We start from the raw sequence: 22,990 nt of genomic DNA on the forward strand, positions 1-22,990 counted from the left end.
GATCGACACTTCGGAAAAGTCACTTCCCGGACCCGCCACACCCCAGCCTAGAACATCCCTCTTGATCATCACTTGACACAGAGGGGTGCCAGATGAGGACACCTGGTCCACGCGTGCGCGACCCCAGCTATCGGCGCATCTCCGCAGTGCGCACGGTCGCGAAGCTGCGGTGTGTGAGGCGACGGGAGTGACATGCTTCGCCTATGTTGATCCGTCAGACCAAGGTGCTCCTGGAGTCGATGCTTACCGATGCCGGGGTGAATCCGAGCGTCGTGACCACGGCTGACGTGCGGACGCTCGTCGAGGTGTTCCGGCGGTTCGCCGCGATCTCGATCGATGATGCGGCGCCGCCCGAGGAGGACGGCGATGGCGTCCTCGCCCAGTTCGGAACGTTTGACTTCCGGGGTCAGCGAGAATTCTCGGCTGATCTCACGCGACAGTTCATCGAGGCCGGCGATGAGTACGCACCCATGTGGCAATTGAGTTGCACCTTTCACTGGACTCGCAGTGCAGCGACCGAGGGTTTCGCCTCCGGGCACCTGTGGTCCTTCGGCACGCCCCTTGATGAGTTCTTCGCAGAGGCTGCTGCCCTTCCAGGCTGGGCGTGGGCGCTCGCCGGCGTGCAAGCACCCCGCGACCTCGAGATCACACTCCGAGAGGTCTGAACGTGCGCGCTCATCGGCAGAACCGCGCGTCGAGCGCCGCCACGCCCGTCACTCAACGTGACGCACGGTCGGCGGCAGATCCGGACGTGGAAGTAGGCCATGACCGTGTTGATATACCAAGGCCGTACGCGCTGTTAAGTCTGGCCCTGGTTCAGACTGGTCGGACGTCAAGGATGTGCGGCTACAAGCGCGGTCCCTGGCTTGTTTCACCGTGGTGCACGAGTGGTGCGCGGTCACCCTGGAGGGTGGCCGTCAACTGATCCAAGCCCAGCGAACCCAGCTCCAGCGCGTGACGGTGGAATGCGCGCCGGTCGCCGGGGAAGGACGAGCGGCCTGCCAGCCATACGCGCTCACCCACCTTGTAGGCCAGCGCCTGCCCTGGCCGGCCCAGGTAACGCGCGAGCTCGGCGGACGCGTACGGCCCCTGGTGACAGCGGTCCCGCAGCAGCTTCAACGCAGCATCCGGCGTCCACATTGCTCTGTCGGCAGACGGCATCGGCAGTCGCAGGTGCAGGCCGATGTCGAGCACGACCCGTGCCGCCCGCAGGAGCTGCATATATAGATGCCCCAGTCGCGCACCCGGCTGTTCATAGAGCCCGAGCTCGTCCATGAACCGCTCGGCGTACAAGGCCCAGCCCTCCTGGCTGCCGGAGAGGCCGCCGAGCAGGTTCAGCCGCTGCCCGAGGCCTCCCCGGCAGACCTCGGAGCCGAGGTGGAGGTGGTGGCCGGGCACGCCCTCGTGGTAGGCGGTGCTGTAGGCGTACCAGGTGGGGAAACTCGCTGCGTCCTCGGGGAGGGACCACCAGACCCGGCCCGGCCGCGTCAGGTCCCGCGACGGCCCGGTGTAGGCAATGCCGGACGACGTGGTCAACCGCGACTCGATGCGCCGCAGCGGGGCGGGGATGTCGAAGTACACGCCGTCCAGCCGCTCGGTGGTGGCCTCCAACAGCTCCTGCAGCCACGCGGCGAACGCCTCCCTGCTGTGCAGCGTGCCGGGTGCGTCGGGGCTGGCGAGCCAGGCGAGCACCTCTGGCACGCTCCCGCCCAGGGCCTTCGCCTCCGCGATGAGCTCTGCCTCTATCGCTCTGAACTCGTCCCAGCCCCAGTCGTACAGCTCGCGCAGGTCAGGCTGGGTCGCGAGGAAGGTGCGCACCCAGAGTGCGTACCGCTGCTGGCCGAACGTTTCTTCGTCACCGGCCCGCGGTGCTAGGTCCGCGGTCAGCATCTCGGCCAGTTTCTGGTACGCCTCTCGCGCGCCCGTCGCTGCGGCCTGCAACGACGCCCGCTGACGCCCCTCGCCGTAGCGATCCACCAGGGCGACATCGTCGTCGATCCAGTTGCGGCAGCGCTGCGTGACGAGCTCCACCTGGCGCCGCGCCGGCAAATTGCCGCGCTCGGCGGCGAGTAGGAGGCTGCGGGCATACCCGTTCAGGGCCGCGGGGATCGCGGCCAGGCGTGCGCCGACACGCGCCCAGCCCTCCTCGAAGGCCCCGCCCTCGGCGCCGCAGCCGGGAACCGCGGCCTCGACGGCCTGACGGATGAGCTGGAGCGGACCGGTGGCCGCCGCGTGCAGTTCGCGCAGGTCCTCCCCGGCGTCGTGGAAGGCGATACGCGTATGCAGCCGTTCGGCGAGGTGGGCGTGCAGCGGGGTCGCGGCCGGCAGTGCATCACCCAAGATCTCGAGCTCGCGCAGGGCGCGGGCCGCGAGATCGGCGCGGGCCTGGTGACCCTCCGGGCTGTAGTCGGTCAGCCCGTCGACATCCTGCTCGCCGGCCTCGACGACCGCTGTGCAGGGATCGAGGCCGGCCATGTCGCACAGGAGCCGATCCGCGAAGTCCCCGATCATGGGGCAATGCTAGGGCCTTGCCCTAACGCCGACGAGCCAGGCGCACGCTCATCCAACGGCCCGGCCTTGCCGTGTACGGTCTGCCGTCATGTCACTCAAGCTGCTCCCGGTCGACGAGGTGTGGGTGGACCGCATGATCACGCTGGCCTACATGCCCTGGGAACGGGCGACGGTCGAGGCGATGTTCGTGAAGTGGGGTCTCGCCCGGCCCGGCGAGGACGTCGGTTGGCAGGGCGGCCGGGGAGCACCCCAGTTCGCCGTCGACCACGAGGGCGAACCGTCGGGGTGGCTGGTCGAGCTCGGCGCGGCCCCGCCGGATCCGGACGTGTGGGTGCACCTGCCGTGCGCGCTGTACTGGCCGGCGTTCGGGGCGGAGGAGCCGGACGAGCACGACGACGAGGACGACGAGGACCTGCCCCCGCTGTGGGCTCGGCGGCCGGACGCAAGGCGGGCCCAGTTCCATGCCGAACGGGATCGCCTCGCCGCGCTAATCGCCACCCGTCTGGGTGCGCCGGAGAGCGTGGTGACCGGAGCGTACGACAGCTACCGGGCGGTGTGGCGACGTGGTGACCGGGCGCTGCTGCTGGAGACGACCGATGACATCCACACGTACTCGCATTACGACGTGCTCGGCATCCGGCTGCGGCGATACGACCCGTCACTCACCGACCTGGACACCTAACCGAGGCCGGCGCCGTGCCAAGACTACGGCGCGGATACCGGCGCGTCTCGCGGCAGAAGCGGATGGCTGTGGGTCGGGCCGGTCGGGTGGGAAATCGCCTGACGACCGTGGACGGATGCTGCCAACCTGGTTCGATGGATATTCAGCCGTCCGGCGTCGCGGCCGAACGACGGGTCTCGGGTGTTGTTCCGGTAGGGACGCGGCAGGCATTGGAGAGCGGCCTCGCGCCGACTGATCTGCAGACGTTGCTGATGGCGGTGGCGCGCGCCCGGGCGCAGAAGGTCACCCCGGCCCGGGTCCTGCAGCGCTGGCGCCAGGACCGCTTCGTGCGCCCGTCGGCATGCGATCCACGGCTGCTGGCCCAGCTCGAAGCCACGCTATGGCGGCTGCTGCCCCAACGGTTCGTCGGTGTGGAACTGTCACCAGTGGCGCCGCTGGGAACGTGTTCCGCGCTGGCCCCGGTCGACCAGCATCGCGTGGTGAGCACGGTGCGGGGCAGTGAAGTGCTCAGCGACCCGACCAATGCCCTCGCGGTCGAGGCGGCAGTGCGCCGCCGCGAGCAGGGCGTCGGCGGCAGGGTTGACCTCGCTACGTGCCACCGCGTGCTGCGAGCCCAGCGGTTCGGCCCCGGCAACGCAGCGCATTTCCGGCTGTTCGCCCTGGCCTCCACCGCCCGCGACCGCGGCTCGGGATCCACCGAAGCGCAGCTGCTCATCGAGCATATCGGCTTCTGGCAGCGGGTACTTTCCGAGCTACTGCCCACGGCGGCCACCCGGATCACGGTCACCACGTTCGAGCAACCAGTCCTCACCGAACGCCTCCACGACACGGTCCACCCGGCGTTGGCCGGCGCGCCGCCTGTTCCGGTTGTCGAGGACCCCAAGCGCCGCCATGGGGCCGGTTACTACGCCGGCGCCGCTATCGGGCTGCGGGCCGACGTCGACGGCCGGACCGTCGACCTCGGCGACGGCGGGCTGACCACCTGGACCGCGCAGCTTCTCGGCGACACGAAGGAACGCTGCCTGGTCTCCTGCCTGGCGACCGAACGGCTGACCGCGCTCGCCGAGCAGCACAAGTAGGTTGTACCGCTCACCGGCCAGATGTGGACACTCAATCTTGCAGGTGGGGCCGGACCGGCTCACCTGCCCGTGGCCAGATGACGGAGGTGAAGTCAAGCCGACGTCTGTGCACTCATCTCGGCAAAAGCGGATGCCATGCCGACGGCGCATCTGCTTCGTCACGGAACGTCACGACGGCCACCGACACTACCCATGGGTCCCGCTGAGGCACCGCTGGTCGGCTCGGGGAGCGGTTGAAGGTGGAAACTGCTCGCTCTCATCTCAGCGTCCGTCTACACGACGCTGTGCATGTTCAGCTGTACCTGGCTGGGCACGTTGGCTCGTACGCCGACAATGACAGCAGTGGCGGGGTCCGACTGTCATGGTCGGACCCCGCCTCACGGATGTTGTGCAGGTCAGGCAGCGGCGGCTGCCGGGGACGCCGTCCGCCTGGGCCGGGTGGTGACTCGGCCGGTGCGGGTCCGGATGCGGTGCACAGACTGGTTCTGCAGGTACGCGCGGGTCTTGGGGGACACGACGCTGGTGAGCAGTCCCTTGGCCAGGGCGTCGGCGAGGCGTTCGTCGATGCCGTTCATCCGCTTGCGCAGCGCGTCGACGGTGATGCCCAGACGCGCGGCGATGGGCTCGATCGCCCGCTGCCCGAGCCGCAGGTCGATGTAGGGGTCCAGGTCGGTGTGCTCGAGCAGGCCGAGGCGGGCGGCGCGGCGAACGAGCAGGTCGGGGTGGCCGTAGGGGACGTGCGGGATGCGTGGGCCGGTGAGGTGCTCCACGTGCTCCACCGGCACCGCGGTGCCCGTGCGGCGCAGCAGTTCGTGTCCGGCCCGCCAGCCGGCCATGCACAGCGCCGCGTGCGGGGCGGGCTTGGCCAGATCGACGCGGTCGCGCAGGGCGGTGAGGAACCCGGTGAGGATCTCCGCGTCGAGGTCGGCGGCGTCACCGGACCAACCGGCGTGCAGTCGGCCGGCGTGGCGGCGCAGCGCGGGCATCGCCATCGCCACCGCCGCGATGACCCAGGATGGTCCGTCCAGGCGGGCGCGGCGGACCAGGTCCCGCCACACCGCGTCACGCGCGGTGTAGGCGCGGGGATGGCGCAGCAGCCAATCCCGCAGCGCGGGGAGTGTCATGACCCCGCCCGGCAAGCCGGTGTCAGGGCCGAGGGTGTCCAGGTCGAGTGTCATCGGGTCGGGGCCGGTGGTCAGCGCCGCGAAAGCGGCGTCGACGGCGTCCAGCGGCGAGTCGGGCCAGTCCGGGTTGGACAGGGTCATGTCCACACACTCCCTGTATAAGAAGATCGTCGATGACGCGCCGCGGTGGTGCCACCCTCGGCGCGGGAGACATCGATTGCGCCACGGCGACCTCGCAGACCTCTGACAGCCCAGGCCAACGCCCCGATGACACTGTGTCCGCCCGCCGATGCGCCGACCTGACAGACAAAGGCGGCCACCGGCACCGACTCGGACAGCGGGCTAACAAAGTGGCCTTGACCTGCGCGTTGGCCCCACCCGGCCCGGTGGTGACGCCAGCCGCGCCGGCGGATCTGACAGCCCGGCCGCGCCCGTCAGAGGGGTCTGACAGCGATCTGACAACCCCGCCGTGACGCCACGGCGGTGTCTGACAAGCCTGCCGTTGTCAGACGCCGCTAACCTGACGGCGGCACGGTGTCTGTCACGGCGGCACTCTCGCGGCGAACCGCGATCTGACAGCGGCACCGTCGGATGACACGACGTCGCGGCGCTGTCATCGACAACACTGCGTGACCGCGCCAGACCTGACACGCTGGCCCTGGCGCGACGCCGCGTCGGTCTGACAGTACTGTCCACGCACCAACGCCATCGGCGTCCGTCCTTGCGCCGGGCAGGGGATGCCCGTCACCTTCCGTCACGAAGAGCGGCCACGACGGCCCCGGGCGCCGGTCTGACCGCATCGCAGCGCCTGCAGGCGGGGCCGGCACGGTGGTGCTGTCAGACCTCTGTCAGGCCGAGGGGTGTCCGCCAGAGCTGACAAATGCCGGTTTGAGGGGTGTCAGCGCATCACGGCGCGGCGCGGAGCCCACATCCAGATGAGCGAGCACACGCCGCAGCACCACCCCAACCCTGCCCAGCCCGTCGACCCGCACGACGTCGACCCGACCCTGATCGACCTGGTCGCCGGCGACCCGCCCGTGCCGGTCACCGTGTGGCGCACCGCCCGCGGCCCGGCCGACGCCGGCCGCACCATCGGCGCCCGACTGGCCTACCGGCTCGTCGCCGCCTACAGCCGCCCCGGCGAGGCCGTCGTCGACCTCACCGGCGACCACGCCCTGACCGCCGTCTGCGCGGCCGGCGCACGTCGACACCACCCGGGCTGGTTCACCGACGCGTCCAGCCTGATCATCGGACCGGCCACCCCACCGACCCGCCCCGACCCGGCCGCCCTGCCCGACGACAGCAGCGGCGACCTGCTCGACATGCGCACGTGGTTCGGCGACGATCTCACCGACCCCGACCTGCCCGCGGACGAGGCCACCACCTACCCCGGTCGCACGTCGCTGGCGGAGGCGACCAGCCTGGTCGTGGCCTGCTGGCCCTTGGATGCGGCCGACGCAACCAACCGGGTCCGGCTGGCGTGGCTGCTGACCGCGTGCGCGCGCCTGCTGCGCCCCGGCGGCTGCCTCGTCCTCGTCGTCACCGTGCCGGCGAGCATGGTCGGGCCGGAGGACTTCACCCCGGTGGCCACCGCCGCCGCAGCTGCCGGCCTGGGCTACCTGCAGCACATCGTCGCCGTCGCCGCCGACACCGACGGCGACGCGTTCGTCTACCACGTCACCGACGAGGAACTGCTCACCCTCGCCCAGCAGGCCGGCGAGCAGCAGTGGTCGGTGGCGCACCTGCGGGTACACGCCGACCTGCTCGTGTTCAGCCAGCAGCCCGACCAGCCGCGGCGCCCGCGCCGGCAGGAAGGCGGCAACCGTGACTGAGCACGAGCACGTCCACCCGGAGCAGAACCCGTGCCACCCCAGCCCACCCGGACGCCTGCGTCCCCATCCAACCGAGCCGGACCCCGGCGGGCTGTCGGTGTGGGCGACCGCCCAACGCACCGGCCCGGTCCAGCGCCGCGGCCGGTACGTGCCGGAGTCGGTCAAGCACCCCGCCCGGATGCTCCCAGCGATCGCCGCGCACGCCGTCAACGCCTACACCCAGCCCGGGGACCTGGTCCTGGACCCGATGTGCGGCATCGGCACCACCCTCGTCGAGGCCGTCCACGGCGGCCGTGACGCCATCGGGGTGGAGTACGAGTCCCGCTGGTCCGACATCGCGGATGCCAACATCACCCACGCCCACGACCATGGCGCTACCGGCCGCGCCTCGGTGATCCGTGGCGACGCCACTCGCCTGCGGTCCCTGCTGCCGGCCGCTCTGACTGGGCAGGTCGCCCTGGTGGTCACCTCACCGCCCTACGGGCCCACCGTCCACGGCCTCGTCCGGCCCGGCGCCGACGGGGTGGCGAAGTTCGACAACGCCTACAACGACGGCACCGACAAAGGGAACCTCGCCTACCGCGACCTCACCGGCCTCACCGACGGCTTCGCGCAGATCCTCACCGGCTGTGCGACCCTGCTACGCCCCGGCGGCACCGTCGTGGTCACCGCCCGCCCCTGGCGCAAGAACAGCCAACTCGTCGACCTGCCCTCCGCCGTCATCGCCGCCGGCGTCCGCGCCGGCCTGACACCGACCGAACGCTGCGTCGCGCTACTCGCCGCGGTCCGCGACGGGCGCCTCGTCGCCCGGCCGTCGTTCTTCCAACTCCAGGCCGTCCGCAAAGCCCGCACCGCCGGCACCCCACTGCACCTGATCACCCACGAAGACGTCCTGATCTTCACCAAGGTGCCCGCCTCCGCCAGTTCCGGGGAAGCCCCGTGCGCGCAAGAACCCGTCGGTCCCGCGGGCTCGTCCTGCCAGGTGGCCACCAATGACGTGGGGGAGGAGGGTTGAGGGCCCTTGCGAACAAGCATGGCTCATCAGGTCGCCACGAATGGTGCCGCGTCATGAGCGACCGGCGACGCACCCGCACCCCCTCATACACCGCCACACCAGCCAAAGCCACGACCACACCACGATGGACCGAGACGGATGTCCGCGCGCTGGGCGTGACCACCGCCGTCGTCACCGCCGGACAGATCCTCGGACTGTCCCGCAACACCGCCTACCGCCTCGCCCGCGCCGGTGCCTTCCCCGTCCCGGTCATCCAGGCCGGTTACCAGTACCGGATACCCGTCGCCGGCCTGCTGGCCGCCCTGCGCCTCACCACCCCGGCAACACCCGACGGCGACGACCGGCACCCACCCGCACCGTAGACCCCCCACAGAGCGGCGGCTGCCCGCGACGACTTGATCGTCGTGGGCAGTCGAGCGTGCATGTCGATCGACAAAACCGCTGCCCCGGCAGCCACCAGCCCAACCCACCCGGAGAACCCGCCCATGTCGCACGGATCAATCTTCAAACGCTGCGGCTGCCGCGACCCGCGCACCCGCAAACCGCTGGGCAACCACTGCCCGAAACTCCGACGCGCCAACCGGTCCTGGAACCCCGACCACGGCCACTGGGCCTACCAACTGGAACTCCCACCCACCGCCGAGGGCCGCCGCCGACAGCTACGCCACACCGGCTTCGACACCCACAAACAAGCCGCCGACGAACTCGACCGCGCCCGACAGTTGCTCGACCTCGCCGGACGCAACCGCCGCCGCCGCATCGAAATCGGCGACCTGCTGCAAGCCACCCTCCGCGCCGGCGGCACCCTGCCCGACGTCGACACCGTCCGCAACCGGCTCCGCGCCGACACCCCACTGGCCGGGGTGCCCACTGTCGCCGACTGGCTGACCACCTGGCTGCAGCGGCTCACCGTCGACGACAACACCCGCCGCGGCTACGAATCCCACGTCCGCGTGCACCTCATCCCCCACCTCGGCGACGTCGTCCTGGACCAACTGCGCCCCCACCACATCGAAGACCTCATCGACAAGATCAAGCAACGCAACGCCGACATCGCCACCGCGAAAGCCAGCCCCGACCCCGACACCCGCGCCAGCGTCCGAGGGGTCCGACCCACCGGACCCGCCACCATCGCCCGCATCCGCGCCACCCTGCGCAAGGCGTTCAACGACGCCCTCGCCCGAGAGGTGGTCAGCGGCGTCACGAACCCCGCCACCCTCGTCAAGACCCCCAACGCTCGGGCCAAGCCAATTGTGTGGGAACCAGAACCGTCCAGAGGTGGAAGGCCACCGGTAAGGTCCCCGGCCCTGTCATGGTGTGGACCGACGACCTTCTCATCCAGTTCCTGGACTACGCCGCCGAGCATGCCCCCGAGCTGCACCCCCTACTGCACCTCATGGCCTACCGCGGACCCCGCCGCGGCGAAGCATGCGGACTCCTCGACGCCGAAGTCCGCCTCGCCAAAGGCGAGGTCAGCATCGTCAACCAGATCGCCACCCACGGCTACGAGGCCCACCAGAAACGGCCCAAGAGCGATGCCGGCAACCGTGAGGTCATCCTCGACCCCGACACCGTCGCCGTCCTCACCGCCTACAAGGCACGCCGCGCCGCCTGGCGCCGCGCCGCCGGGAAGGACGGGCCCGACACCGGGCTGTTCTTCGTCCGCCCCGACGGCAGACCGTGGCACCCCAACGCGGTCACCCAACGCTTCCGCCGCCTCGTCAAACAAGCCGGGCTGCCACCCATCCGGCTGCACGACCTGCGCCACGGCGCCGCCACTCTCGCCCTCGACGCCGGCGTCGACATCAAAGTCGTCTCCGACCAACTCGGCCACTCCACCACCACGCTCACCCGCGACACCTACCAGAGCGTCGTCAAGCGGCTGCACCACGAAGCCGCAACCGCCGTCGCCGACAGAATCAAGAACAAGCGGCGACGTACCGCTTGAGCGACCTGGGTGATGGGTTGACATAACAGCTCAAGGGGCCTGCGGTACTTTCTTCACCAACACCAATCGGTGAACAGGTGGAACTCCCGCCCCGTTGCCGGACTTTTTACATGAGGCGACAACCGGTATCCACATTGGAGGGAATGATTCGATGAGTTCCTACACCATCACCATCGCCGCTGACGATCCCAGTCGAGCGACCACAACCCTGAAGGTGGAGGTGAACGACAGCACCCCGCGTATCACCGAGCTGGTGGTACGCGCCGGGCAGGGGGACGGGCTGACGGCGGGCCAGATCCCCGCGGTCGACCTGGATCTGCTGTTGAGGGCGATCGCGCCCACCGCCGGTGGGCGGCAGGCGATAGCCACGCCGCCCATCGCCGTATCCGACGAGGCGCCCGCAGCCGGCGCCGTGCCCGTTGACGATGGTGGGCCCGCCGCCGAGCCGACGGCGGTCCAGCCCACCGCCCTTACCACGGGTGCGGACGAGCCGACTGCTACGAGTAGCCCTGAAGGCGCCAATTCGGTTGAAGTCGTGGTGCCCAAGCAGGCATCACCGGCGACCAAGGCAAGCAAAGTGAAGAAGGCCACCCGGGCGTCAGGCGCCGGCCCGACCCACAGCCGAGCGGGCAAGCCGAAGACCGCAACGGGGGCCAAGGCCACGACTACGGCGGCGACGGCCACGAAGCGGACCGCCAAAGGCGGGTCCTCCGGAGGCGAGGGACGGGTGTACCGGCGCTCACCGGCCGATCTCGAAGCGGTCTACCAGCAAGCCGGAAGTGTGACTGCCGTCGCCGACCACTACAACGTGCCCCGACACACCGCCCAGGGATGGATCCGCACGCTGCGTCGCCGGCAAGCCGGACCGGCTTCTGAGTAGGGGAGCCAGATACAGGGTCAAAAATGGGTGCCGCTTCAAGGCGCAATGCCGCTCAGATAGGGCATCTGTTGAAGTCAGCGTGGTGAGCTGACGGGACGGTGGTTGGCCGGCACGGTGCCCGGGCGTGACGTCGTCTGGGGTGGAGTCGCCGCCGCGGCCGTGGGGTCGGTTGACTGACCATGTTGGGCTGGGTGTGTTGTCGGCCCGGTTCGATCGTGACCTGCTCGAAGAGGTCCTCAACCGGACCGGGCGGCGGGAGAAACGCAGCCGGCGGCTGCCAGCGCACGTGATGATCCGTTACGTGATCGCGATGGGGCTGTTCTTCGTCGAGTCCTACGACGAGGTGATGCGCCGGCTGGTCGGTAACCTGCGCAAGCTCGGCTCGTGGGCCGATGACTGGCAGGTACCGACCGCTTCGGCGATCACGCAGGCGCGCCAGCGGCTGGGGGCCGAACCGGTGAGGCCGCTGTTCGAGCGGGCGTGCGTGCCGCTGGCCAGTCGTATCAGCGGATCGGCAACTTGTGCAAGCCTCCACCCAGGAATTCCGGCCTACACAACGGCGACCAGCACGCCGACGATTACCGTAACGGCAATCATAAGGTAGGCCAACCACCAAAGCGATCGCTGGTGTGCCCCGGCGGATGCAGTAGCACGGGCCTTCGCGACGAGCGTCCCCACCCGAGGCGAGTGACCGGTAACGGAAGGATTCCGGACAGCATCGAACACCTCGCGCCAAACATGCTCGGCGTCTCCGGATGGCCGCGCAATGTTCGGTTGTGGACGCTCGGCGCCGTGTTGCCTTGTACCGACCCGATCCGAAGGAGGCGTCATCCCAGGCGCACGTGTAAATTTCGGCGCAGGCGCGTCAGCTGGAACAGTGGCGCGGCCCCTAGGGATCTGGTTTGGGGTGGTGTGGGGTGGTGGGGGGTGCGAGCCCTTTTCCGCTCCTGCCTTGTTGTCTTTGCAATCTGCCCCTCGGGAAGGTTCCGTGTCGCGAGATCCTTCCGCCTGGGGATTCATCGGGGCTGCAGGCGACTGCGAGCTTCCTTCCGCTCCTGCTTGGGTGTCTCCGCGGTCTCCTCCTCGGGAAGGTTCTCCATATTCAGATCCTTCCAGCTCGGGTTTCAAGAGCTCCAATATTTCTCGCATTTGCCGCTCGTGTTGCTGCAGAGTCTCCTGAGCTTGCCGTTCATACAGCTCGATGGACTGCTCATACAGCTCTAGAACTTCCTGCGTTTGCCGCTCCTGCAGCCTTTTGACTTCATGCGTCAGTCGGTCGAGCAGCTCCTGTTGCTTGATCGTGAGGGGACTTTGGTCAGCCGAGATGTCGGCCTGCGGTTGCGACGCGTTCTGGCTCGTCAGCAACGGCCGCTCCTGTTCGTCCCGCATGTGGCGAGCAGCCCTTTGTTGCTCCAGCCTGTCGCGCATCTGCCGATCACGCCGCTCCTGGTCCTCGTGAACCTGCCTTAGGTGCTGGTCCAGCGGCATGCCGTATGGCGCTGGCGGAAAGCCATCACGGCCTAGTTGTTCAATGGTGTGCCGCAGTCCGTCGTGCTGGTAGGGGTCGTACCCAGGTGGCGGGGTGAAGTACTCTCCGGGCATTGCAACCTCCTAAGACCTAGCCGGCCTTGTGATCTCAAGATAGAGGTTCGTTTCAGGCACCGATAGCTCTGGTGAATCACTAGGTGATGGATGCTTTGATCCACGGCTGCGGCCACGGGGCAGTCTGTGTCGGCCTATGAGCGGGCTGAGCCACCACCCGAGGAACCGGCGGTGGAGAAGTCCGGCCGCAGCCCAGCCCATGTCCGGGACTGTAAGACGAGCGGTGTAACTCCTGATCAAGGAGCGGGCCTGTGGATTTAAGGGGTGTTTCGGCCTGACCCGCCGGGCTTCCGTGCCTGGTGAGGAAGGTGCCGTGATTACGACACTGGACGACTTGACCGCGAGGAAGAAGAAACCGAAGCCGTCAGCGGAGGCAGCCGTCGCGGCCAAGCTGGTGCGCCTGGCCAAGGAACAAGGCTTGCCGCTGACTGGCCCGGACGGGCTGCTCAAGCAGTTCACCAAGACGGTCCTGGAGACTGCCCTCGGCGAGGAGATGACTGAGCACCTCGGCTATGAGAAGCACGACCCTGCCGGGGCTGGATCAGGAAACATCCGCAACGGGACCCGGTCGAAGACGGTGCTGACCGACGCGACGGGCCATGACGTCGATCAGCTCTGCGGCTGTTGCCCCTGCGGTCCTACCAGCCGCGCCGTGACCTGCCTCAGTGGCTGGCTGCTGTTGACGATCTTCTTCATCCGCTGCCACGCCGCTCGGGCCGGAGATCCGCCCATCACGCCACCCAGCCCCCCGCACCGCCGCCAGCCGCCGCCCCGTTGTTCTGAGCCAATTGCTGGGTGGTCTGTCCGAGCTGCTGGGTGGTCTGCCCGAGCTGTTGACCGACCTGCTGGGTGGCCTGCTGCAGCGTCTGCGACAGCGGCCCATTGGGCCCCAGCGCCTCCTGCGCCGTCTGCCCGACGTGGTCGAGCGTCCGCGCCAGCGGCCCCTGCGGCCCGAGCACCTGCTGAGCTGTCTGCCCGACCTGGTTCACCGCGGTGTCCACCGTCTTCACCACCGACTCGATGATCTGAGGGTTGCGCTCGATGGTGCGGAGGGCGCTGTCGAGAATGCCGCGGAGCTCTTCGAGCCGAACCTCGAGCATCGCCTCGGCTTCGACGCCCTTGATGTCGATCTTCACCGTGCCGAGATGCACCTGAACGCCCACGTCGAGCTGGAGCAGGCTACCCAGCCGCGCTCTCAGTGAAACGGAGGCGTCCAGGTTGTCGACCTCGACGTAGATCTGTTCGACCTTGACCTGCGGGATCTGGAGGACGACGTCCGGGTCTGACATCGTCTTGCTGCTGTGCCCGCCAGCCGGCTGGGGAAGGTCGTGCTCACCACCCTGCGGGACGGCGGGGCGTTTGCCGGACTCGGCATCCGTTGGCCCGCCGGCGGGACAGAGGTTCTGGCCCCGACCGGCGACTTCCCCGCCCTCCTCGGCGTCGCGCTGCCGATCGACCTGCTCGCGCGGTTGCGCAGGCGCCTCCCGTGCGCCCGTGTCTCGGCTCTCCGGTTCGGCCATCCCGCACTCCTCGGGCCTCGCCTAGCATGCGGACCGGATGGAGCCCACCATCGGTATGTCGCTCCGATCCTCGGCCCATCCCCTCGGACCGGGTCGTGGTCTACCCGTGTGCCGACGCATCAAACGGTTCAGGGGTGCGGCCGAGGAGACGGCGGATCAGCTGCGCCTGAAAGCGAGGGGCAAGCAGGTGAGCAGCTGCTCCCACCCGTGCCCGCGCTCACGACGACCCCGACGACAGGTCGGCGTGCCAGTAGCGATCGGTGTCTTCTTGCTAGCCATGACGATCATGCCGGTCGTGCTGGTGACGGCCTGCTTGGTGGTCGTCACGTTGTTGAGATTGAGCAACACGCTGTCCCGGATGACCGGCGGACCACGGCCGTCGGGGAAGGCGGAGCTGCGCCACCAGGTCCTTCATGGCCATGTGTGCGCCCGGGGCTGGCCCTCTATCAGGTGATCCAGGGAGTGGGCAGGCGGTCGGCGCCTTCGCCTGGGTGTGGTGCCGACTCCGTCGGACCGGTCGGCTCAAGCTGTCGCCCGGCAAGGCCACCCTGCCCGGCCCCAAGCAGGTCTTCCGTGATCCCGGCGGGACAGCGGTAACGCCGTCGGGCTACGCGACGAGCCGCCACCGGGCGACCGCCGACCGCTGCTGGCCCCGGTCATGGGCGACGGCCGTCGGGTTGGCCCGGCCGATCCCCCGGCGAGGCACGCGAGCGCCACCGGTTCGACGCCGATTTCGCCTGGCTCCCGGAGGCGGCCCGCAGGTTGGCCGACCCGGCGCCACTGACCGCCACCGTCAGCCCGCTCACCGCCCTCCACTGCCGGATTGCCGGGTGGATGGCGCCGACCTCGACCCGCGCTGTCGCCGGTATTCGTACCTCTTGCCCTCTTGTTGTGCATAGGGTCAGGTAGTCGGCCGTCCCCAGTCATCCCAGGGGGTCAACCATGCTCAAGGGGACGATTGCTGAGCCTGGGCTGGACCGCCAGCCCGCGATGCTGGCCCCGGCCTCTGTCTGCGGCTTCCCCGGGCCCGGTGCGCCGGGCGTTGCCGCCAAGCAGGTGATCAAGCTGCTGGGCGGTGAGACAGTCAACCCCTCCGCTGAGCGGTGAGGCCGCCAAACGGCCTCGACCGTCCACATCACAAGATCAGCGACAGAACCCGGACCTTTACCACGATGGCATCGATGAACACCACCGCAGAGATCTCATCCAACGGTCGGTGGGACCAGTCGCGATCTCCTCGGTGGCCACCCCGTTCTTCCTCGGCAACGTCGTCGGAGCCCTAGCCTCCGGCCGCGTGCCGCCCGGCATCGGCCGAGGGTGACATCTGGCGCAGCTGGCTCAATCCCACCTTCGGCTATGCGGGCCTGCTCGCGACCGGGTGGTCGACAAAATCCAGATCCATGTCGACCACACCGCAGACCTCGACGACCTGCGCCGGGAGGCGCGCCGGCTGGTCGAGTCTTCGCCGCTGTGGGATCGCGGCCAGTGGGTGCTCCAGATGGTCGACTCCACCCATCAGGCGGTGGTCAATCAGGTGTAGGCCTCGGCCGCGGACGGCGCCATCGCCTGGGACCTGCGCTGCGACCTGCGCGAGGGACTGGCCCGCTACCTGCGCGACCACCATGGAGCGGCGGCCACGGGTCGCATGTCACCAACGGTCGCGCCTCGGTGGACCGACGGTGCCGCCGGGTCTTGCGCGTGAAGCCTGGTTGATCAGGATTCGCCCAGGCCGGTCACCAGGTTCACGGCCGCGGCGAGGATGACCGTGCCGAACAGGTAGGACAGCAGCGCATGGCCGAGGGCGGTCTTCCGGACCCGCGTACTGGCCGGTTCGCTCTCCGACACGGCAAAAGACATGCCGACGGTGAACGCCATGTAGGCGAAGTCGCTGTAGGCCGGTAGCTCGCTCTGCTTGAAGTCGATCCCGCCATCCTCAAGGTAGAACATGCGCGCGTACTTGAAGGCGAATACGGTGTTCATCAATCCCCAGGACAAGATCGCCGTGAGCACACTCACGATGACCAGGGTGACCGCGAGCGCGTCCTGGCTGCCTGACGAGTGAACGAGGGCCCAGGCCACGGTGCCGAGGCTTGCCACCGCGGCGATCAGCACCGCGCCGTCGGTGGAGCGTGACCGGCTCTCCTCCTCGGCGAGTCGCTCGGTGCCCTCTGGCCCCTGACGCCAACTGATCCGCCAGACCCAGACCAGCACGACGCTGGCGGCCACGTTCCAACCGACCAGCGGAAACAGTTCGGGGAACCCGAGCACCGTGACGGCCACGGCGACGACGGCGCCGGCGGCCAGCGAGATCGACAGGCGCCGGACGGAGAGGATCCGGCCCGGCGTTCGCATTTTGACCCGACCCATGGGCTCAGGATTCCAGGCGGTCGGAGAAAGGGCGGCTAGTACTCTAACGTCACTTGGCTTCGACGTAGGGCGTGGCGTGCGCATGAGGACGGCCACCGTGTTGATCATCGATGGTTTGTGAGGACGACCGAAGATCACCCGTCCAGTTATCCGGGGATGATCACGTTGTCATCATGGCAGTGCAGCAGCCGCCTGTCGGACCAGCCGCCGTTGTCTGTCGCTGTCGGCGAGGCCGATCAAGGCCATGTGCAGGCTACTGCCGTCGAGAGAGCGCGGAGTCCGCCAGGCGCTTATTACCTCCGTCCCCACTGCCGGTTCGCGCGCGTTGTGCAGTCTCGAGCTCGCGGCCCCTGCCAGGGCGTACGGGATGGTCTGCGGGTCGGCGACCGGGTGGTCGTGGGCTTCCCGATCGCCTGTCTGCGACGACCTGCGGCGGTTCAAGCAGGTGATCGAGGCGGGCGAAATCACCCGTTCCGACGGCAGCCCGGACGGCGCCCGGCGCAGCCGCTGGCGACCCCCCGGATCGGTTGAGAGGGAAGGTCCACCATGAAAGCGAACTGCTGGATCGCGCGCGGCGGCGTGGCCCACTTCCCGCACCCCGGCGACCTGTAGCACGGTCTGTGCCGTGCGGGAGTCGTCGATGCCGCAGAGGCGGCTGACCCGCTGTCGCGCGCCGAGGGCGGCCACGCCCAGGCCGAGGCTGAACCAGCCGAGGAGCCGCGCCGTCCCCTGCGTGCCGCGGTCCTGGGCTTCCCGTTCTATGCCGAGGGTGTCCGTCACCGAGCGGACGCCCATCGTGTTCTTCCGACGCCCTTGTCCTCACCTTCGATCCGACGGTGGTGGTCGTTCCTCACCCGGCGACCTCCCTGAGACGTTCTGTGTTCACCAGCCGTACCGGCTGTGCTCTCGAGACGGCGCCGGCTTCCCGGAATCGCCGCGTTTGCGCACCGCCGGCTCGTCGAGTGGCTGGGGAGCGTGTGCCACCTCGGCGATCAGGTCCGGTCGTCGTCCGACTCCCCGGGGTGGCGCCACCGTCGGGGGCTCTGGTCGTCGCCTCGCTGGGCGTCCAGCGGGTCCTCTTCGGGCTCGTGGCTGTCCGCGAAGCTGGGCCGGCGCGCCTCCTCGGGCTGCGGAACCTCGACCGGTCGGGCACCGGACTGCGGTGCCGGCTGGTACGCGGTCACCTCGTCGGCGCCCTGCGCGCCTCCGGCGCTGGGCGGTTCCGGCACGTGCTTCTCGCGGCGCAGTTCCTCGCCCAATTTCTGCGGTGGTCTGGCGGCACGTTGGGGCAGGTCGCGGCCGAGGTCGGCGACGAGCGTGCCGTACTTGGCGTCGAAGGCGGGCCGTTCGGAGCGGATGTGGGGCATCCGGTCGAAGTTGCGCAGTGGGGGCGGGCAGGTGGTGGCCCATTCCAGGGAGTTGCCGTACCCCCAGGGGTCGTCCACGCTCACGGCGGCGCCGAACCGCCAGGACCGCCAGACGTTGTAGATGAAGAACAGGGTGGACACGCCGAGGATGAACGAGCCGATGGTGGAGACCGTGTGCAGGGCGGTGAAGCCGTCCTGGGGCAGGTAGTCGGCGTAGCGGCGGGGCATGCCCTCATTGCCGAGCCAGTGGTGCACCAGGAAGGTGAGGTGGAAGCCGAGGAACATGGTCCAGAAGTGCATCTTGCCGAGCTTCTCGTCGAGCATCCGCCCGGTCATCTTCGGGAACCAGAAGTACACGCCGGCGAAGGCTGCGAAGACGATCGTGCCGAAGAGGACGTAGTGGAAGTGGCCCACGACGAAATAGGAGTCGTGGACGTGGAAGTCGACCGGCGGGCTGGCCAGCAGGACGCCGGTGAGGCCGCCGAACAGGAACGTCACCAGGAAGCCCACGGCGAACAGCATCGGGGTCTCGAAGGTGATCTGCCCCTTCCACATCGTGCCGATCCAGTTGAAGAACTTCACCCCGGTCGGCACGGCGATGACGAAGGTGGTCGCGGAGAAGAAGGGGAGGAGGACCTGGCCGGTGGCGAACATGTGGTGCGCCGAGACGTTCAGCGAGTAGAAGAAGATGAACCACAGCGCCAGGACCATGCCCTTGTAGCCGAACAGCGGCTTGCGGGAGAAGACCGGAATGATCTCGCTGATGATGCCGAAGAACGGCAGCGCGACGATGTAGACCTCGGGATGGCCGAAATAACAGAACAGGTGCTGGTAGATCATCGGGCCGCCGTGGTTGGAGTCGAAGATGTGGCTGTCGAGCAGGCGGTCGGACAGCAGGCCGAGCAGCGTCGCGGACAGCAGCGGGAAGACCACGACCGCCATCAGCGCGGTGATGAACATCGCCTAGGTGAACAGCGGCATCCGGAACATGGTCATCCCGGGTGCGCGCAGGGTCAGGGTCGTGGTGATCAGGTTGACCGAGCCGAGGATGGTGCCGACACCGGAGAGCACCAGACCGATGACCCAGAAGTTCCCGCCGACCCCGGGGCTGTGCTCGGCCGTGCTCAGCGGCGGATAGGCGGTCCACCCGAAGTCGGCGGCGCCGCTGGGGTTGGCGAAGGAGCCCAGCACCATCAACCCGCCGAACAGGTACAGCCAATAGGCGACGGCGTTCAGCCGGGGAAACGCCACATCCGGCGCGCCGATCTGCAGGGGTACCAGGTAGTTGCCGAAGGCGAACGCCAGCGGGGTGGCGAACAGAAACATCATGATCGTGCCGTGCGAGGTGAACAGCTGGTTGTACTGCTCCGCGGACAGGAACTGCAGCCCGGGGCGGGCCAGTTCGCCGCGCATGAGCAGCGCCTCGATCCCGGCGGCGATGAAGAAGAAGAACGACGAGATCAGATAGAGCAGGCCGATCTGCTTGGCGTCGGTGGTGCGGAGCAGCCTGAGCAGGGCGGTGCCCGGCAGTGCCCGGCGTAGGGGACCGGGGAAGCCGCCGAACTGGGCCGGCGCCAGGATCGCCGGCCGGCGATCCTGGCCATGCTCGGCCGTTGTCTGTTCGGGCATGATCACCCCGTCCCACGGAGGGGTCGAATCGGCCCGCCAGCATTCAGGCTGCGGTGTCCGTAGCAGCGCTGACCGAAGAACTAGGTTGACCGGCATCAGCGAGTATGGATTGAGCGTCCAGTGGTCCTCGTTCGGTAGCCGGGTGGCGACGTGATCCGCTACGACGGGGATGGCTTCTGGCTATGCGGTAGCACCCTCCACCCGACGTGTCTGGCTCTATCGGCATCCGTATCTGTCGAAAGTAGTGCAGTCGATCATGCAGCTCTCATCGTTGATTCACTCGATGTCGGTACGGGTGGTGCGGTATTCGGCGGCCCGTCGATCCAGGGCCTTCTCAAAGCCCGCCACCCCGCGTACGAGGTCTATCGGCGGTTGCGAGGGCACTTCGCCGAGGTCGCCCGCCGCCGGCAGGCAGGCGGGAATCTGCCCGCCGACGCGATCACCGTGCCCGAAGTGCTCAACGATGCCGGTAAGGAAGAGCGCGCTCACCTGCGGCGCTGCGGGCGAGGGGTCAGCCTGACCTCCAGAGAAGACCGAAGTGGTCAGCCCTCGCCGCTCCCTGTGTGGCCTGGGCCGGCTGTCGTCATGGAGCCGACCGACGCCGCTCAAGACGGTTCTGCTGTGCGGCATGAGGCTATGGGGTTGGCCGCACCGTTGTCGCTGCGGATCCCGGGAGTTGAGACTCGAATCCCACGGTCAACCTTTCTGGCCAGGCCTTCCTGCTCGGTGAACTCTTCGGCGCGCCCGAAAGCGTCAGCACCGGCAGCTCCGCTTCACAGGCCGGCGACGTCCGCTCATGGCCGATGAGCGGATACCAGCCGCTGGCTTCGGCGGGGCCTTCCGGATCAGCACGGCCACTGTGATTCGACGTGCCTGATCTATGCGAGCAGAGGCTCCACGGTGTCAGCGTCCATCGCCTCGGTATTGGTGAGGACCACGATGCGGCGCCCCAGGTCCGGAATGTTGGCGGCGAACGCCTTGAAGCCCGCGTTGTGGCCGCTGTGGTGCCACCACTGCGGGTCGTTGAGCTCACCAACGAAGACGCCGTAGCCGTAACCGCTTAGCCGGTGGCTCACCGTCGGACGACACACCGGCCGGACGGGGTCACGACAGGTCACCGTCGTCGGCCAGCGCCAGGCCGGCGGCGGCCGGCAGCAGGTGCCGCACCTCCGGCTCGCCCTCGGCGAGTTCCTTGGCCAGTTCCTCGGCCTCGCGGTCGGCGCCCGTCAGCCGACCCCCGTGCTGGCGCAGGTGCTCGTCCCAGGACGGCACCAGGTAGACCTCCGCGAACCGGGCCGGGCTCTCGCCCTCGCGGAACAGTCCCCACCGCATCGCTCCGGTACGCTGCCGGAACCCGCGGACGTGGTCCATCGCATCCAGGAACTCGACCTCCCGCCCGGACCGGACGGTGTAGGTGACCACCACCAGCACCGGCCCCACCCGGGGATCCGGTTCGAGGGCCAGTTCCAGGGGCGGCCGGTAGGTGGTCGGGTCCTTGTTCAGCCCGCGCAGCTCGGGCAGCGGCCAGATCTGCGACGTCACCGCGCCGATCAGCATCAGCGCGGCCGCCGCGTAGAACGCGGCCACCAACCCGGCGGTGTCCGCCACCACACCCCAGGCGAACGCGCCGACGGCCTGCCCGCCGCCCTGGACGATCTGGTACACGGCCAGGCCGCGGGCGCGTACCCAGCCAGGCAGGAAGAGCTGGATCTCGGCGTTGACGTTGGCGAGGACGGTCACCCAGGCCACCCCGGCCGGCAGCAGGGCGAGCAGGACCACCGGGACGGTCCGCACCGACGCCACCACGATCAGCGTGCCGCCGTAGGTCGCCCCGGCCAGCAGCAGGAACTGGTTCGCCGACATCCAGGTCCGGATCCTCGGCAGCAGCAGGCCGCCGATGATGGCGCCCACCCCGAGCGCGGCCAGCAGCAGGCCGTACCCGCTGGAGTCCATGTGCAGCCGGCGGGCCGCCACCAGCGGCAGCAGCGTCCACAGCGCGCTCGCCGGGATCACGAACACCAGCGCGCGGCGCAGCAGCCGGCGCACGATCGGCGAGTGCCGCACGTACCGGCCGCCGGCCCGCAGCGCGGCGGTGAACCGCTCGGGCACCTCGACGGCGCGGGCGTCGCCGGGCCGCCACCGAAACAGCGCCAGCGCGAAGACCAGGAAGGCCACCGCGTTGAGGGCGAAGACCGGGGCCACCCCGGTGCGGGCGATCAACACGCCGGCCGCGGCCGGTCCGACGGCCCGGGCCACGTTGACGCTGATGGAGCCCAGCGCCGAGGCCGACCGGAGCTGGTCCCGGGGCACCAGTTCCGGGATCACCGCCGCCCACGCGGGCAGGGTCAGCGCCTGCCCCACGCCGAAGGCGAAGGTGAGGGTGAGCAGCAGCGCCGGGGGCATCCGGCCGGTCGCGGTGAGCAGTGTCAGCGCCGCGGCGACCACCACCAGGAACAGCTGCACCGAGATCAGCAGGTGCCGTCGGTCGAAGGTGTCCGCGAGCGCGCCCGCCGGCAGGGCCAGCAGCAGCGTCGGCAGCAGGCTGGCGGTCTGCACCAGGGCGACCAGGGTGGAGGCGTTCGACTGATGGATCAGCAGCCACTGGGCGCCGACCGTCTGCATCCAGGTGCCGATGTTCGCGGCGAGCAGGGCCAGCCACAGGCTGCGGTAGACCGCGGTGCGCAACGGCGTCCACGCCGAGACCGTGACCTCGGCCGTGGCGCCTCCGGGCGTCACCACCGCCCGTCCGCGCGGAGCACGCGCTCGCCGGAGACGTACAGGTCGTCGGGGGCGAGCAGCAGCAGCCGTACGACCTCGGTGGCGACCTGCTCCGGCAGCGCGTAGATCTCGTCGAGGAACTCGTCGCCGACCCGTTCCTGCAACCGGGTCGGCATCGGCCCGGGATGCAGCTCCATCACCTTGATCCGGTTGCTGTGCTGGGCCTCGGCCAGCGACTCGACCAGACTGCTGCCGTAGCTCTTGGTGGCCCGGTAGATCGGGATGCCCGGCCGGGGCTTCGTCACGGCCAGCGCTCCGATATACACCAGGTTGCCGTGACCCTGTCGGCGCAGGTGGTGCAGCGCCTCCTTGAACACGTACGTGGTGCCCAGGGCGTTGATCTCCACGGCCCGCCGGATCCGCTCCGGGGAGAGGGCCGCCAGGTCACCGCCGGCCCACATCGAGGCGCACGCCGCCACCCCGTCGATCACGTCGTACCGGTCGACCACCTCGGCGAACGCGTCCCGGACCTGTTCGTAGGAGGAGACGTCGCAGATCTGCCCGGCGCAGCCCAGCTCGTCGACGACCGTGGCGACCTCGTCGGGCACGTCACCGAGGACGGCGACCCGGTGTTCGTCGACCAGCAGGCGGGCCGCCGCCAGGCCGAGGCCGCTGGTGCCGCCGACCACCACGAAGGTTCTGGCACCCATGTCCCT

General features: G+C 69.1%; 19 protein-coding genes and 3 pseudogenes. 12 read left to right on the top strand and 10 right to left on the bottom strand.

Annotation, left to right across the window (positions count from 1 at the left end; all coding sequences use genetic code 11):
• Positions 1–203 precede the first annotated feature (203 nt).
• Positions 204–665, top strand: coding sequence for a hypothetical protein (locus tag M2302_RS29350; protein ID WP_210776355.1), 462 nt, complete (start codon positions 204–206; stop codon positions 663–665).
• Positions 666–846: 181 nt separating this feature from the next.
• On the opposite strand, the gene M2302_RS29355 is transcribed toward M2302_RS29350, so the two are convergent.
• A complete protein-coding gene (locus M2302_RS29355) occupies positions 847–2,511 on the bottom strand; it encodes a DUF885 domain-containing protein (protein ID WP_280841065.1) in 1,665 nt (554 codons plus the stop codon).
• Between the two features lie 88 nt (positions 2,512–2,599).
• On the opposite strand from M2302_RS29355, the gene M2302_RS29360 reads away from it, so the two are divergent.
• Positions 2,600–3,193, top strand: a complete 594-nt coding sequence (locus tag M2302_RS29360; RefSeq protein WP_280841066.1) for a hypothetical protein — start codon at positions 2,600–2,602, stop codon at positions 3,191–3,193.
• Positions 3,194–3,327: 134 nt separating this feature from the next.
• Entirely contained in the window at positions 3,328–4,272 is a 945-nt protein-coding gene (locus tag M2302_RS29365) for a hypothetical protein (protein WP_280841067.1), read from the top strand.
• Positions 4,273–4,667: 395 nt separating this feature from the next.
• Here the strand turns inward: M2302_RS29365 and M2302_RS29370 are convergent, their stop codons facing one another.
• Positions 4,668–5,537, bottom strand: coding sequence for a hypothetical protein (locus M2302_RS29370; protein WP_280841068.1), 870 nt, complete (start codon positions 5,535–5,537; stop codon positions 4,668–4,670).
• A 794-nt stretch (positions 5,538–6,331) separates the two neighbouring features.
• On the opposite strand from M2302_RS29370, the gene M2302_RS29375 reads away from it, so the two are divergent.
• From M2302_RS29375 to M2302_RS29410, 8 genes and pseudogenes are all read left to right on the top strand, one after another.
• The gene (locus tag M2302_RS29375; RefSeq protein WP_280841069.1) at positions 6,332–7,228 is read left to right on the top strand and encodes a hypothetical protein; all 897 of its coding nucleotides are present in this window, start codon (positions 6,332–6,334) and stop codon (positions 7,226–7,228) included.
• A 55-nt stretch (positions 7,229–7,283) separates the two neighbouring features.
• Positions 7,284–8,243: a DNA methyltransferase gene (locus M2302_RS29380; RefSeq protein ID WP_280841101.1), complete on the top strand. Its 960-nt coding sequence runs from the start codon at positions 7,284–7,286 to the stop codon at positions 8,241–8,243.
• A 53-nt stretch (positions 8,244–8,296) separates the two neighbouring features.
• Positions 8,297–8,605, top strand: coding sequence for a helix-turn-helix domain-containing protein (locus tag M2302_RS29385; RefSeq protein ID WP_280841070.1), 309 nt, complete (start codon positions 8,297–8,299; stop codon positions 8,603–8,605).
• 123 nt (positions 8,606–8,728) lie between these two features.
• Positions 8,729–9,214 (top strand): annotated as a pseudogene (locus tag M2302_RS29390) (site-specific integrase); the annotation flags it as partial.
• Positions 9,215–9,555: 341 nt separating this feature from the next.
• Positions 9,556–10,191, top strand: coding sequence for a site-specific integrase (locus tag M2302_RS29395; RefSeq protein WP_280841071.1), 636 nt, complete (start codon positions 9,556–9,558; stop codon positions 10,189–10,191).
• Between the two features lie 151 nt (positions 10,192–10,342).
• Positions 10,343–11,071: a hypothetical protein gene (locus M2302_RS29400; protein ID WP_280841072.1), complete on the top strand. Its 729-nt coding sequence runs from the start codon at positions 10,343–10,345 to the stop codon at positions 11,069–11,071.
• Between the two features lie 169 nt (positions 11,072–11,240).
• Positions 11,241–11,675: a transposase domain-containing protein gene (locus M2302_RS29405; RefSeq protein WP_280841073.1), complete on the top strand. Its 435-nt coding sequence runs from the start codon at positions 11,241–11,243 to the stop codon at positions 11,673–11,675.
• 1,332 nt (positions 11,676–13,007) lie between these two features.
• Positions 13,008–13,271: pseudogene (locus tag M2302_RS29410) on the top strand (transposase); the annotation flags it as partial.
• A 133-nt stretch (positions 13,272–13,404) separates the two neighbouring features.
• Here M2302_RS29410 and M2302_RS29415 read toward each other — a convergent pair.
• Positions 13,405–14,193, bottom strand: a complete 789-nt coding sequence (locus M2302_RS29415; RefSeq protein ID WP_280841074.1) for a hypothetical protein — start codon at positions 14,191–14,193, stop codon at positions 13,405–13,407.
• 1,378 nt (positions 14,194–15,571) lie between these two features.
• On the opposite strand from M2302_RS29415, the gene M2302_RS29420 reads away from it, so the two are divergent.
• On the top strand, positions 15,572–15,733 hold the full coding sequence (locus tag M2302_RS29420; RefSeq protein WP_280841075.1) for a hypothetical protein: 162 nt from the start codon (positions 15,572–15,574) through the stop codon (positions 15,731–15,733).
• Positions 15,734–15,906: 173 nt separating this feature from the next.
• On the opposite strand, the gene M2302_RS29425 is transcribed toward M2302_RS29420, so the two are convergent.
• The 7 genes and pseudogenes from M2302_RS29425 to M2302_RS29455 all read right to left on the bottom strand — a co-directional run bounded on the left by M2302_RS29425 (position 15,907) and on the right by M2302_RS29455 (position 22,984).
• The gene (locus M2302_RS29425; protein WP_280841076.1) at positions 15,907–16,560 is read right to left on the bottom strand and encodes a DUF1345 domain-containing protein; all 654 of its coding nucleotides are present in this window, start codon (positions 16,558–16,560) and stop codon (positions 15,907–15,909) included.
• A gap of 171 nt (positions 16,561–16,731) precedes the next feature.
• Positions 16,732–17,340, bottom strand: a complete 609-nt coding sequence (locus M2302_RS29430) for a hypothetical protein (RefSeq protein ID WP_280841077.1) — start codon at positions 17,338–17,340, stop codon at positions 16,732–16,734.
• 212 nt (positions 17,341–17,552) lie between these two features.
• Positions 17,553–19,556 (bottom strand): annotated as a pseudogene (gene ctaD, locus M2302_RS29435) (cytochrome c oxidase subunit I).
• 276 nt (positions 19,557–19,832) lie between these two features.
• Positions 19,833–20,045: a hypothetical protein gene (locus M2302_RS29440; RefSeq protein WP_280841078.1), complete on the bottom strand. Its 213-nt coding sequence runs from the start codon at positions 20,043–20,045 to the stop codon at positions 19,833–19,835.
• 389 nt (positions 20,046–20,434) lie between these two features.
• A complete protein-coding gene (locus M2302_RS29445) occupies positions 20,435–20,632 on the bottom strand; it encodes a serine hydrolase (RefSeq protein WP_280841079.1) in 198 nt (65 codons plus the stop codon).
• A 28-nt stretch (positions 20,633–20,660) separates the two neighbouring features.
• Positions 20,661–22,295 carry an MFS transporter gene (locus M2302_RS29450; protein WP_280841080.1) on the bottom strand — a complete coding sequence of 545 codons (1,635 nt, stop codon included), beginning with the start codon at positions 22,293–22,295 and terminating at the stop codon, positions 20,661–20,663.
• Positions 22,289–22,984 (bottom strand): SDR family oxidoreductase, encoded by a 696-nt coding sequence (locus M2302_RS29455; RefSeq protein WP_280841081.1) that lies wholly within the window; start codon positions 22,982–22,984, stop codon positions 22,289–22,291. Before M2302_RS29455 ends, M2302_RS29450 begins: the two co-directional genes overlap by 7 nt.
• Positions 22,985–22,990 lie beyond the last annotated feature (6 nt).

The sequence above is a fragment of the Micromonospora sp. A200 genome, from assembly GCF_029893845.1.
GTDB classification, from domain to species: domain Bacteria; phylum Actinomycetota; class Actinomycetes; order Mycobacteriales; family Micromonosporaceae; genus Micromonospora; species Micromonospora purpureochromogenes.